Here is a 12,985-nt window from a genome sequence, read left to right as displayed (position 1 = left end):
TCTGTGAGCGATTTCCCCTCTTGAGAGGGGTTAGGGGTGTGTCCTTTTTTAAAGTTGATTTATGCCAAGAAAAATCATTCCCTACAATCCAAAACTAAAACAACTTTCCCGAGACCTCCGCAACAACAGCACACCAGGAGAAATTAAGCTTTGGCAGGAATTAAAAGCAAAGCAGTTTTACGGATATGATTTTCATCGCCAAAAACCTTTATTAAATTATATTGTAGATTTTTACTGTGCGGAGTTAAATCTGGTAATTGAAATTGACGGAAGATATCATGAAGAAATTACAGATAAAGATTTAAACAGAACTCAAGAGTTAACAAATTATAAACTAAATGTTTTACGTTTTACCGAGTACGAAGTAAAAACCGATATGTTTAACATTTTAAGAACATTGGAAGCTTATATTGCAGCTTTTAATGAAGTTGATAAATAAAGAGAAGAACACACCCCTAACCCCTCTCAAGAGGGGAAGCATAGCGTACTACTTTTCTGGCGTTTATTAACGCAGAATAATTTAGAATAAAATATAACAATGAATAAAAAAATAATTCTTTTAAGTTTTTGCACCGTTTTAAGTTTGTACGCTTGCCGCAACAAAACCAATAACCAGGAAGATAATGCTTCTTTATCCATCAATTTAGAAGCTGGCAGCAATGTTTCTGCAGGAAAAGATGTACTGCTTCAAATCAATGCGCCGCAAGGTTACCAGGTAGATTCGGTGGTTTATCAGTTAGATAACAATCGTTTAGGTGCTAAAAAAGATTTATCAGCTTTTACCTTAAAAACGGATACACTTCCTTTAGGCATCAAACAAATAACGGCAACTGTTTACCAGGGAAAAAGCGGTACGCCGGTAAGTACCAACATTGTTTTGTTAGCGGCTAAAGCACCGGAAGAACTGACTTACCAGGTAGAAAAAGTATTTCCGCATGATACGGCTTGTTATACTGAAGGACTGGAATATCATAACGGCTTTTTTTATGAAAGTGGGGGCGATTATGGCCATTCCAGCCTGAGAAAAGTTGACGTAGCTACAGGCAGGGTGTTACAGTCTGTAAAACTTAATCCCTTGTATTTTGGCGAAGGCATCACCATGATAAGCGATAAAATTATCCAGTTAACTTACAAAGAACAAATAGGCTTTGTTTATGATGCAAAAACCTTTAAACAGCTCTCCACTTTTTCTTACACCGTTGGTCGTGAAGGCTGGGGATTATGTTTTGATGGAAAACGGATTTTAAATACAGATGGTTCTAACCGAATTTATTTCCTGGATAAAAATAAATACACTTTAACGGGTTCCATTGATGTTTATGACGATAAAGGCCAGATCGATAACCTGAACGAACTGGAATACATCGACGGTAAAATTTATGCCAATGTTTATACCAAAGATACCATTCTGGCCATAAACCCTAAAACCGGTGCTGTAATGCAACGGATAGATATGAAAAATATTTATCCGATGGAACAAAGGCCAGCCAATACAGATCCGGGAAATGATGTTTTAAACGGTATTGCTTATGATGCCGCTACCAACCGCATTTTTGTAACCGGTAAAAAATGGGGCAAATTATTCCAGGTGAAGTTTATGAAAAAAGGTGTGTAAAAGAAGTATTTGAAATAAAATCTATTAGGTAGTATGCAACCTTTGATTAAAAATAACCTTCCCGAAATACAAAAGCTGATGCGCACTTATGGCGTAGAACAAGCTTATCTTTTTGGCAGTGCTGCATCTGGTAAAATGAAGGCTGATAGTGATGTAGATTTTTTAATCCGTTTTTCTCCTAATATGGATTTTCAAACTTACGGAAATAACTATTTCAAACTCTTATATGCATTGCAGGATTTATTGAAATTACAAGTAGAATTGGTTGCAGAAGAGACACTAAACAATCCATATTTGATTGAAAGTATTGATAGTAACAAGCTGCTTGTTTTATGAACCTTCAGGAGAAGAAGTTGCTTGCTGACGTTTTACAAGCAATAATATCCATTGACGAACATTTGGAAGGAAAACGAATATTTACAGAATATAAAGCCAGTAAAACCAAACGGCGTGCTGTAGAACGAGAACTCGAAATTATTGGAGAAGCTGTAAATAAATTATTGAAAATTAATCCTTCTGTTGAGATTTCTTATGCAAGAATGATTGTTGATCTTCGCAACAAAGTAATTCATGCTTATGATAATGTGAATGATATCGTGATTTGGAATGTTGTTGTAAATCATCTTCCCGTATTACAAGCAGAAGTTAAAAAGTTGTTGGAGGAAAAATAGAATTGAAATTATATAAAGTCCATTAGAAATTTACAATTAACTTTTGGAATCTTAAGTATTTTTAACTGTAACCTATTGAGGGAAAACTATTTTAATTGAAAAAATATATTAGACTTTATATAGTTCAGTTTAAGTTTGTGAAAAAAGGGGTGTAAAAGAAGTATAATTAGAGTCCTCGCCTGTTGCTATCTTCCAGAATAATCAGCAGGGTTTTTATAAGCATGGATAATGGTAAGAACTATAATTTGCTTTTTGTCCTCATGAATAAAATAATGAAACTGTTTTGGCAATAGCGTTCTAACTTCTTTGTATTTTATTGGAAAGCCAAATGGAAATTTAACGATGTAAGTTTTGGCTTCACGAATGCGAAATAAAAACTGTTTTGCAAGTTGTGGATTAATACTTTTATAATAGTTAACTGCGCTAATAATATCAAGACTAACAGCAGGCCTGTTTACAAAAGTATAACTCATAGGTTTTTTTCAACATCATCCAAAGTTTTATCAAAATCGCTTACATCCTCCTGATTGTTATAGTAATCATTTAACCTGTCATCGATAACTTGTTTTTGCCAAGGTGCAAGCTCTGCTGTATTTTCAGCTTCTTCCTTTTGTAAATCAGTATATTTTGTTTTTAAATCCTGCCATTCCTCAATCGGAATAAATACACCAGTTGTGTTACCTTTTATATCATGAATAAATTGTAATGCCATTATTGTAACTTTTAATCAAGTTAAAATTATAAATTTAAAGAAGCATCTGCAATTTACAGATGCTTCTTTTACCGCCTAAATTCTTTACCGCCAATCCTTATACTGATTAATCAAACCATTAGTAGAAGAATCATGATCAGAAACTGTTTCATCACCTTTTAATTCTTTCTGAATTTTTACGGCTAATTGTTTGCCTAATTCTACGCCCCATTGGTCGAAACTGAAAATGTTCCAGATAATGCCTTGTACAAATATTTTATGTTCGTAAAAAGCGATCAGGCTGCCTAAAGAGCGCGGCGTGATCTTTTTAAGCAAAATAGAATTGGTTGGCCGGTTGCCCTCAAAAACTTTAAAAGACGCTAGTTTTTCAATCTCTTCTGCGGTTTTGCCGGAAGCTTTTAATTCTGCGGTTACTTCTTCTTCGGTTTTGCCGTTCATCAACGCTTCGGTTTGTGCAAAGAAGTTGGATAACAAGATTGGATGATGCTCGCCAGTTGGGTTATGACTTTGTGCAGGCGCAATAAAATCGCAAGGAATTAATTTGGTTCCTTGATGAATTAACTGGTAGAAAGCATGTTGCCCGTTTGTGCCGGGTTCGCCCCAGATAATTGGCCCGGTAGAGTAATCCACTTCATTACCGTTCCGGTCCACATGTTTACCGTTGCTTTCCATATCGCCCTGCTGAAAATAAGCAGCAAAACGGTGCAGGTATTGATCGTAAGGTAGAATAGCTTCTGTTTCTGATCCGAAAAAGTTATTGTACCAAATACCAAGAACGCCTAACATAACAGAAATATTTTGTTCGAAATCAGTAGTCCTGAAATGCTCATCCGCTGCATGTGCGCCCGTTAGCAGTTCTTTAAAGTTATCAAAACCAATGCTTAAAGCGATAGAAAGACCAATTGCACTCCATAAAGAATATCTTCCGCCAACCCAATCCCAAAAAACAAACATATTTTTAGTATCGATGCCAAAAGCTTCCACTGCTTTAGCATTGGTTGATAGCGCCGCAAAATGCTTGGCAACATCTTCATCTTTCCCACCGCTTTTAATAAACCAATCGCGTGCAGTGTGCGCGTTTGTCATGGTTTCCTGTGTGGTAAAAGTTTTGGAAGCCACTAAAAACAGCGTTGTTGCCGGATTTAAAGTCTTTAAAGTTTCTTCAATGTGCGTTCCGTCAACATTAGAAACAAAGTGCAGGTTTAAACGAGTTTTGTAGGATTTTAAAGCTTCGGTAACCATCACCGGACCTAAATCCGATCCGCCGATTCCAATATTTACAACATCTGTAATTTCATCGCCCTTGTAACCTTTCCATTCGCCGGAAATAACAGAGTTAGAAAAAGTTTCCATCTGCTTTAAAACTTTGTTTACCTCTTCTGTAATATTCTCACCATCAACAGTTAGTGGTTTATTGCTTACGTTTCTTAATGCAGTATGCAAAACGGCGCGGCCTTCAGTTTCATTAATTTTCTCGCCCGAAAACATTGCTTCGATTGCTTCCTTTAGCTTACATTCTTTGGCCAATTGAGTTAAAAGCGCCATCGTTTTATCATCAATGCGGTTTTTGGAGAAATCAAACAAAATGTCTTCAAACGTGATGGAGAATTTTTTAAAACGGTCTGGGTCGGCAGCAAACAAATCTTTCATCTGTTGTTCTGCCATGGTTGGAAAGTAATCGGAGAGATAGCGAAATGCTTCTGTTTCGGTAAAATTTATTTTCGGTAACATGATTAGGGTTTTAATTCAAAACTAATATTAAAAGAGAACAGTTGCTTAAATTGTTCTCAATAGTTTTGATTAAACCACAAGATTACATATTGTATATTTTAGGGTGATAAAAGAAGCATTTAAGGTTATTTACTAACCGGAATAACACCGGTAACTTTTGCATTAACCGGATCACGGTAATCTACAAAATATAAACCTTTGGTGGTGGTAACAATTGCTGTGCCTTTATAAGTAATTACATCTTGCGCATCCATATTCGGAAGTTGCTTTATTAACCAAATATCGCTGGCATTTGCTGCGTCAAAAATTTTTAAGCCTGCTGTGCCATCGCAAATTAGTAGCAGGTTTTTATCTTTTGATAAACCTCTCGGACTGGTTAAAGCATAAGTTTTAATAAAAACAGGATTGGTTAAGGAAGTTATATCAAGTACATCTAACTGGTTGGAATAGCCGCCGCAAGTCGTTCCGGCATGTAAAGTAACGTAAGCTGTATTGTTATCTGCAATAACCGGATCACAGCTTCTTGCATGTGTAAATTGTGATAATTTAACCGGATTATCAGGATTTGCCGTATCGTAAATAAACATGCCGCTTTGAGAACCAATAAACAGATTATTGCCGTAAGGAAATATAGTTTCAATACTTCCCTGGTTCAAAATTGTATTTTTAACAAAAACCGGATTGGAAGCATCAGCCATATTAAAAACTTTTAGGTCGTAATTGCTGACTGCATACATACGATCATTCAGTAAACCAAACCGGGACATAGAGCCGCCGGTTCCGTTGGTAGTTGTTGCAGCATTGGAAGGACTGCTGGCTGCATATAACACATTAGGTTGCGGGTTTATATTTTTAACATAAGCAGTATCAACCCGAATCCAGTCGGCAACCATTTTTGTAGTATCAGCAGAATAGCCGTTGTAATAGTTATAGTAAAATTTTTCGGGAAAGATATTCGGGATCACCTTTTTTAAACTGGCGGAAGTTGGGTTGCTGATATCTATCGTAACCAAATCTTTATCACAATCCGCATATAAAAAATTACCTCTTACCGCAATATCGGCACAGCCAGGAATCAGGATAAAAGCAACTTTGCGCGGCTGATCCACGTTAGTAACATCAACAACATGCACACCTCTGTTTACATCCACCAAAAACAGATAATTGTCGCGGATAAAAATCTTTCCGGCTTCCACCACGTTTCTAACCGGCCCGCTTTTAATATTTGCCCTTACCTCGGCCTTGCTTTTAAAAACCGGTTTGTAATAGGTGTAATGTTCTAAGTTATTATCTTTTGAACAGGAAGCAAGCAAAGAAATGCCTGTTAAAAAAAGTATCGATAAAAAGAGTATCGGTTGTTTCATCATGGTAATTTTTTAAGTTTATAATTAACAATACGAAGCAAACTGTTGGTGTGCTACAACCAATCAGGAAAATTTTAATGCTGTTTTTACCGCCTAAAAATTGGTGTTTTGCTGATTGCTTCCGCCAAATTCAAATTTCTATCTTTGCGGCATGACAAAAGAACAAGTTCAAGACTTGAGGGATCGAGTAACTTCCCTGAGGAGGCATCTTTGACGTCGATACGAAATTATATCGCTTAAAAGAAGAAGAAGACCTAACGATGGCTCCCGATTTTTGGGACGATCCTAAAAAAGCAGAAAAAGTGCTGGCTTCCATGAAAAGTAAAAAAACATGGACGGATGCTTTTAAAGCTGTAGAAACTGCGGTAGATGATACTGTGGTAATGTATGAAATGAACCAATCCGGCGATTTTACAGATGAGGAAGCCGACGAACAATATCAAACCACGTTAAAATTACTGGAAGACCTGGAATTTAAAAACATGCTTTCTGCGGATGAAGATCAGTTGAATGCGGTTTTACAAATTACAGCGGGAGCAGGCGGAACAGAAAGCTGCGACTGGGCAAGTATGCTGATGCGGATGTACGTGATGTGGGCGCAAAAACATGGTTATAAAGTAAGTGAACAGGATTTTCAGGAAGGTGAAGTTGCTGGTGTAAAAACAGTTACGCTGCAAATAGAAGGAGATTTTGCTTACGGTTATTTAAAAGGCGAAAACGGCGTGCATCGTTTGGTGCGTATTTCTCCGTTTGATAGTAATGCCAAGCGCCATACTTCTTTTGCATCGGTTTATGTTTATCCGCTGGTGGATGATACGATTGAAATTGATGTAAACCCGGCTGATATTGAGTTTGAAACTTTTCGCTCCGGTGGTGCTGGCGGCCAGAACGTGAACAAGGTGGAAACGGCAGTTAGGTTGTATCACAAACCTTCGGGCATCATCATTAAAAACCAGGAATCACGCTCACAGTTGCAGAATAAAGAAAATGCAATTCGTTTATTAAAATCGCAATTGTACGAGGCGGAATTGCGCAAAAGGATGGAAATTACCAACGCGATTGAAGGTGCAAAAATGAAAATTGAATGGGGTTCACAAATCAGAAACTACGTTTTGCATCCTTATAAATTAGTAAAAGATGTGCGCACCGGACACGAAACTTCTAATGCGCAAGGTGTTTTGGATGGCGATCTGGATGAATTTTTGAAAGCTTTTTTGATGGAATTTGGCGGGAATAATTAGGTTAGAGGTAAAAGGTAAGAAGGTAAAAGGTTGCCTTTATTGTTTATATTTTTCTGTATAAACATGCTGTTTTTACCACACTAAAATTTAGGTGATAAAAACAGTATTGCTTTTACTTTTAAACCTTTATCCTTTCGCCTTCAAACCTTCCTTAAGAATGCGGATGCTCTTCACTCACAATCATCAGCAATTCCGTTAACTCTTCTACCTTTTCAGTCAAACCGGAATTTTCATAAGAACTGATTAAATTTCTGATAATGCGTTTAATAATATCCAGGTTACTGCAAGGTTCGTAATACTGTTTTTCAGGTTTCAGGTTGAGTTGTTTTAAAAACATATCTACATCGCGTTTCCCGAAAATGAAGCCTTTGTTAAACGTGTTGATGTAGAATAAAATGCCGTTTTCTACTTCTGGCTGTATACTTTCATCTACATAAGCCAAAATAAAATGCTGCGGCAAATTCACACCAAAAACCGGAATGTCCAGCTTTTGCGCAATTACAGAATAAATTACTGCCAGCGAAATCTGGTTTCCCTTCTTCATTTCCATTACCTGGCTGAGATACGAATTCTGCGGATCCTGATGATTGGCTGTGTTACCGCTAAAACCATAAATGTTATAAAAGACATGGTTCATTAGCTTAATTTTTTCTACTGCACTTGATTCGTAGAGCATTTGCAGCCAGATATCACGCTTAATCGCTTCAATTTCATTAATAACTTTTTGCTCGTCTAAATCTGGGTATTGGTATTTGTTCATAATAAGCGCGCCGCGCAACAGATCAAAAGAGCCGCTCTGGCACCAAAGTTTTAAATCGTTTTTCAGGCTGGAAAACTGTATTTCGTGTACTAATCCGGCAATACGTTCCTGTAAAACCGGATCGAAAGCACTTTCCCACGCAGCTTCTAAATGACTGACCACTTCTGCACCATAAGAAAACAACTTTTCGTGCACATGATTAAATATTTCCTGGTCCGGATCGTCCAGGAGTTTTACTAAAGAGGCTATTTCAGATGGATTGATCATAAAACGAAACCGGTTAAAAACAACAATTATTTCAAATATAAATTATCTTTGGCGTATGTTCAACTGGAGATTTGCCAGCGATTACCTTAAACATTACTTTACCGCAAAGAGCAGGCATGGCGTGCATTCTCCCTTTGTGTATGAACTTATTGATAATGTAATATACGATTTTAGTGCCAAAACCGAATACCTGTCAATAGAACAGATCAGGCAGCAATTGTTGCAAAGCAAAGCCAAAGTTAAGGTTGTTGATTTAGGTGCCGGTTCGCACATCAATAAAGATGTGGTAAAAGAAGTACGCACCATCGCCAAAAATGCTTTAAAACCACAGCGGCTGGCGCAACTGATCTTTCGATTGGTTGCCCATCTTCAACCCCCAAATTTGATTGAGCTGGGAACCTGCCTCGGTATAACTTCCTTGTATCTGCATCAGGCAAATCCTTCAGCACAATTAACAACGATTGAAGGTTGCCAGGAAATTGCAGCTGTAGCTGCTAAAAATTTTGAAATTTTGGATGCAAAGAATATCAGTTTATTAGTTGGGAACTTTGATAGTGTTTTACCGGAAGTGCTGGAAAAAGTACAGCAAACAGCTTTTGTTTTTATTGACGGCAACCATACCGAAGAAGCTACTTTAAGATATTTCGATTGGATTTTGCCAAAAGCTTACGATAAAACCGTTATTGTTTTTGATGATATTTATTGGAGCGAAGGCATGAAAGCTGCCTGGAAAAAAATTAAACAACATCCACAAGTTACGGTAACGGTTGATCTGTTTTGGATCGGATTGGTGTTCTTTAAAAAAGATCAGGTAAAGGAAGATTTTAAGGTGAAGTTTTGATGCTTCTTTTACCACCTAAAAAGCTTCGCCCAAACTTAAATAAAAACCTGATTGTCGTTTTTCGCCTGCCGGTTTTTCGCCAACGCCATAATCGGCACGAATGCTGATCCCTTTTTCTACATCAAAAAAGTAACGCAAACCGCCACCGTAATTCGGTTTCAAATCATTAAAGCTGAAGCTTGTATTGTAAACAGTTCCTGTTCCTCCAAAGACAACCATTGCTATGCGGTCGCTTAATCGGTAACGCAATTCTGATTGTAATGCTAAAATATTTCTATCCCGAAAACGTCCGCCGTAATAACCACGCATCAACTGGTCGTTTCCCAGCGTTTGCAGCAAATAAAAAGGCGTATTGCTGCCGGTTGTAAACTCGTAACTTCCGTTAAAAGCTAAAACCAGTTTTTTTGTTAACGAATTAAACTGACGGAAATCAAAATTGAAATAGCCACCATTGTAATTGGAACGGTTAATCTTGCTGATCAATCCGCCGTTAACATTTACATACAATCCGTTTAAAGTGTAAGTATTGGTGTTTCGGTTATCAAAAATTAAACTTGGCCCGTAAAATAAATTTCCGCCGCCTTGTTTGCCAGGAATAGCGGTGGTAGAAAAAATACCTCCCGGCTGTTCATCTTTAAAAGCATCCTGCTCGTAATCCAAATTCAACCCTAAAAAAACATGGTTAAAAACAGCTTTTTCTGCTCCGGCAATCAGGTGGAAACGTTTTTGTACCAATAAATCTTTATTCGCAGCACTGGTATTGTTCCCAATTCCGTAAAAATTAAAAGGAAAGTTGGAGTAGCCAATATCGCCGGTTAAATGGTAGGTATTTCCCGACAGCCAATAATCCGTTTTTAAGCTGATGCGGCTTTGGTTTTTAAAAGTATAAGAAACAGGAAAATACAGGTTTGAAACTTTGGTGTTGTGGTTTGAAGTATCAGCATAAAAAGAATATAAAGCGGCAAAACCAATTTCCAGTCCGGTTTCCTGTGCATAAGCTACGAGCGGCAAAGGCAGCAAACTGCTTCTTTTACTGCTGTCTTTTTCTAAAAAGAGCTTTCGTATAAACCGGGATTGTGCAAATGAAAATTGGGCACACAAAAAAAAGGGCAGTAAAAACAGTATTCGTTTCATGAAATTTGATGCGAAGATAAAATATCTGCCGCTTCTACGGGCTGATTATATTTAAGGATGAAATTCCGTTCGTTCAAATGTATATTTGCAAAAATTTAAGATAACACAATGAGTACAGAACGAGGGCCAATATCTCAATTCATAGAAAAACAATACCTCCATTTTAACGCCGCAGCTATGGTAGATGCAGCAAAAGGTTACGAAACGCATTTGCTGGAAGGCGGCAAAATGATGGTAACCATAGCCGGGGCAATGAGTACGGCAGAACTTGGAATTTCTTTGGCAGAAATGATCCGCCAGGATAAAATTGCTATTATTTCCTGTACCGGGGCAAACCTGGAAGAAGATATTATGAACCTGGTTGCACATTCTCATTACAAACGCGTGCCTAATTACCGTGATTTAAGTCCGCAGGACGAATGGGATTTGTTAGAAAACCATTACAACCGCGTTACTGATACTTGTATTCCTGAAGAAGAAGCTTTCCGCCGTTTGCAAAAACATATTTATAAAATCTGGAAAGATGCCGACACCAGTGGCGAGCGTTATTTTCCGCATGAATACATGTACAAAATTTTATTAAGCGGAGAGCTGGAGCAGTATTATGAAATCGATCCGGTAAATTCATGGATGTTGGCTGCTGCTGAGAAAAACCTGCCGATTGTAGTTCCGGGATGGGAAGATTCAACCATGGGGAATATCTTTGCTTCTTACGTCATCAAAAACGAGATCAAAGCAAGCACCATGAAAAGCGGGATTGAATACATGGCTTGGCTGGCGGATTGGTATATCAAAAATTCTGGTGGTAAAGGAATAGGCTTTTTCCAGATTGGCGGCGGTATTGCAGGCGATTTTCCGATTTGTGTTGTGCCGATGCTTTACCAGGATTTGGAAATGGATAAAATCCCTTTCTGGAGTTATTTCTGCCAGGTTTCTGATTCTACTACTTCTTATGGTTCATATTCTGGCGCCGTTCCTAACGAAAAAATAACCTGGGGCAAATTAGATATACATACACCTAAGTTTATTGTAGAATCTGATGCAACTATTGTAGTTCCGTTAATATTTGCCTGGATTTTAAAACAATAATTTATATAATCAAATTTTTATGCCATAAAAGAAGCATGAGTTAAAACATAATCTGTTAAAATATGCTTAAACTGTATAAAAAAGACCGTTTTTCCGCTTTATTTAGAATGGATATAAATTGGTTTTAACAGTCATCAAATTGTCACTGGTACTTTTATAAATTATACTTTTGTGAACTGGAATTGTGGTAAATACAGGTTGTTTCAACAATTTCGGTTCTTCAATAACTATTAAAGCATATATACACCCTATGAGAAATGTCTCATTGCTTTTAAAGCAGATTTCAAGGTTACTGTTCATTGTTGCAGCTTTTGTTGCTTTTGGCACCACTGCCCATGCCCAGGACCCGGCAAAAGGAGAGGCGCTGTTTAAAAGCAGCAATTGCGGTTCATGCCATAAAATTGATATCCGCATGACTGGCCCTGCTTTAGGCCCAACCATTACTTCAGAACCTGATGAAGCTTATTTGATCAAATGGATCCAGAATAACCAAGCGTTAATTGCTGCAAAAAATCCGAAGGCGCTTACTATTTATAACGAATACAACCAATCTCAAATGAGTGTATTTACAAACCTGAGCGATCAGGATGTAAAAGACATTTTGGGATATGTAAAAGATCAGTGGAAAAAAGTACAAGCAGCTAAAGCTACCCCTACAGGTGATGGTTCTGGTGCAGTTGCTGATTCTGGCCCAAGCAATGTAATGCTGCTTGGTTTAATTGGTGTAATTGTTATTGCCTTCCTGATTATTCTTGTTTTAAACAGGGTAATTGGTACTTTGGAAAGGTTGCTTTTGCAAAAACAAGGTATTCTTCCGGAAGATACAGAAGAAGAAGAAAAACCAGCGGTTGACCGTTTAGCAACAGTTAAAATATTAGCTAAAAATAAAAAGTTTGTATTTTTTGTAGTGCTTTGTTTGGTAGTTGGATTAGGAAGCTGGACTTGGGTAACACTTTGGAATACTAACGTGCACCAAGGCTATCAACCGGTGCAGCCAATCAAATATTCCCACCAGTTGCATGCGGGCGCAATGAAAATAGATTGCCAGTATTGCCATTCAGGTGCCTATAAATCTAAGAATGCTTCTATTCCTTCTTTAAATGTTTGCATGAACTGCCATAAAGTAGTTAAAACAGAGTCTCCCGAGATACAAAAAATCTATAATGCTTTAGGTTACGATCCGCAAACACAAAAATACGACAGTACGAAAGCAAAGCCAATTCAATGGGTCCGTATTCATAACCTGCCAGACTTTGCTTATTTCAACCACTCCCAGCACGTTAAAGTAGGCGGAATTAAATGCCAGGCTTGCCATGGCCCGATCCAGGAAATGCAGGAAGTTTATCAATATTCCCCTTTAACCATGAAATGGTGTATCCAGTGCCATAAACGTACAGAAGTTAACTTTAAAGGTAATGCCTACTATGACCGCATGACTGATGTTCATGATCGTATTAAACGTGGCGAAAGAGTTACAGAAGCATCATTAGGCGGTATTGAGTGTGGCAAGTGTCATTATTAATTTTTAACAAAAAGCATTTACAATTATAGTTTACAAAG

The 12,985-nt window shown here is 37.6% G+C and carries 14 protein-coding genes; 8 read left to right on the top strand and 6 right to left on the bottom strand.

Annotated features, from left to right (window positions below; genetic code table 11):
- Window positions 1–61: 61 nt before the first annotated feature.
- The 4 genes from GO621_RS06425 (at window position 62) to GO621_RS06410 (ending at window position 2,286) form a co-directional block, all read left to right on the top strand.
- The gene (locus GO621_RS06425) at window positions 62–439 is read left to right on the top strand and encodes an endonuclease domain-containing protein (RefSeq protein WP_157565300.1); all 378 of its coding nucleotides are present in this window, start codon (window positions 62–64) and stop codon (window positions 437–439) included.
- 99 nt (window positions 440–538) lie between these two features.
- A complete protein-coding gene (locus tag GO621_RS06420; RefSeq protein ID WP_157565299.1) occupies window positions 539–1,615 on the top strand; it encodes a glutaminyl-peptide cyclotransferase in 1,077 nt (358 codons plus the stop codon).
- 33 nt (window positions 1,616–1,648) lie between these two features.
- Window positions 1,649–1,951, top strand: a complete 303-nt coding sequence (locus tag GO621_RS06415) for a nucleotidyltransferase family protein (protein WP_157565297.1) — start codon at window positions 1,649–1,651, stop codon at window positions 1,949–1,951.
- Window positions 1,948–2,286 carry a HepT-like ribonuclease domain-containing protein gene (locus GO621_RS06410; RefSeq protein ID WP_157565295.1) on the top strand — a complete coding sequence of 113 codons (339 nt, stop codon included), beginning with the start codon at window positions 1,948–1,950 and terminating at the stop codon, window positions 2,284–2,286. The genes GO621_RS06415 and GO621_RS06410 overlap by 4 nt, the downstream gene beginning before the upstream one ends.
- A 185-nt stretch (window positions 2,287–2,471) precedes the next feature.
- Here GO621_RS06410 and GO621_RS06405 read toward each other — a convergent pair whose 3' ends face one another.
- The 4 genes from GO621_RS06405 to GO621_RS06390 form a co-directional block, all read right to left on the bottom strand.
- Window positions 2,472–2,759, bottom strand: coding sequence for a type II toxin-antitoxin system RelE/ParE family toxin (locus GO621_RS06405; RefSeq protein ID WP_157565293.1), 288 nt, complete (start codon window positions 2,757–2,759; stop codon window positions 2,472–2,474).
- Window positions 2,756–2,998, bottom strand: a complete 243-nt coding sequence (locus GO621_RS06400; protein ID WP_157565292.1) for a hypothetical protein — start codon at window positions 2,996–2,998, stop codon at window positions 2,756–2,758. Before GO621_RS06400 ends, GO621_RS06405 begins: the two co-directional genes overlap by 4 nt.
- A gap of 84 nt (window positions 2,999–3,082) precedes the next feature.
- Complete coding sequence (pgi, locus tag GO621_RS06395) at window positions 3,083–4,729, bottom strand: glucose-6-phosphate isomerase (protein ID WP_157565290.1); 1,647 nt, start codon at window positions 4,727–4,729, stop codon at window positions 3,083–3,085.
- Between the two features lie 125 nt (window positions 4,730–4,854).
- Window positions 4,855–6,096 (bottom strand): LVIVD repeat-containing protein, encoded by a 1,242-nt coding sequence (locus GO621_RS06390; RefSeq protein WP_157565288.1) that lies wholly within the window; start codon window positions 6,094–6,096, stop codon window positions 4,855–4,857.
- A gap of 148 nt (window positions 6,097–6,244) precedes the next feature.
- Here GO621_RS06390 and prfB point away from each other — a divergent pair.
- Window positions 6,245–7,334, top strand: a protein-coding gene (gene prfB / locus GO621_RS06385) for a peptide chain release factor 2 (RefSeq protein WP_198170154.1) whose coding sequence is annotated in 2 segments (ribosomal slippage) — window positions 6,245–6,304 and window positions 6,306–7,334 — 1,089 coding nt in all. Because the reading frame shifts where the segments join, the coding sequence is not laid out codon by codon here.
- A 151-nt stretch (window positions 7,335–7,485) separates the two neighbouring features.
- Here prfB and GO621_RS06380 read toward each other — a convergent pair.
- Entirely contained in the window at window positions 7,486–8,361 is an 876-nt protein-coding gene (locus GO621_RS06380) for a transglutaminase-like domain-containing protein (protein WP_157565286.1), read from the bottom strand.
- 55 nt (window positions 8,362–8,416) lie between these two features.
- Between GO621_RS06380 and GO621_RS06375 the strand changes: the two genes are divergently transcribed.
- Window positions 8,417–9,202 carry an O-methyltransferase gene (locus GO621_RS06375; RefSeq protein ID WP_157565284.1) on the top strand — a complete coding sequence of 262 codons (786 nt, stop codon included), beginning with the start codon at window positions 8,417–8,419 and terminating at the stop codon, window positions 9,200–9,202.
- A 15-nt stretch (window positions 9,203–9,217) separates the two neighbouring features.
- Here the strand turns inward: GO621_RS06375 and GO621_RS06370 are convergent, their stop codons facing one another.
- Window positions 9,218–10,336 carry a BamA/TamA family outer membrane protein gene (locus GO621_RS06370; RefSeq protein ID WP_157565282.1) on the bottom strand — a complete coding sequence of 373 codons (1,119 nt, stop codon included), beginning with the start codon at window positions 10,334–10,336 and terminating at the stop codon, window positions 9,218–9,220.
- A gap of 108 nt (window positions 10,337–10,444) precedes the next feature.
- On the opposite strand from GO621_RS06370, the gene GO621_RS06365 reads away from it, so the two are divergent.
- On the top strand, window positions 10,445–11,425 hold the full coding sequence (locus tag GO621_RS06365; protein WP_157565280.1) for a deoxyhypusine synthase family protein: 981 nt from the start codon (window positions 10,445–10,447) through the stop codon (window positions 11,423–11,425).
- Window positions 11,426–11,675: 250 nt separating this feature from the next.
- Window positions 11,676–12,947, top strand: coding sequence for a cytochrome c3 family protein (locus GO621_RS06360; RefSeq protein WP_157565278.1), 1,272 nt, complete (start codon window positions 11,676–11,678; stop codon window positions 12,945–12,947).
- Window positions 12,948–12,985 lie beyond the last annotated feature (38 nt).

Source organism: Mucilaginibacter arboris (assembly GCF_009754915.1).
In the GTDB taxonomy this organism is placed as follows: domain Bacteria; phylum Bacteroidota; class Bacteroidia; order Sphingobacteriales; family Sphingobacteriaceae; genus Mucilaginibacter_A; species Mucilaginibacter_A arboris.
The sequence above is the reverse complement of the archived record's forward strand: the minus strand, read 5'-3'. Positions and strand labels throughout refer to the sequence as shown.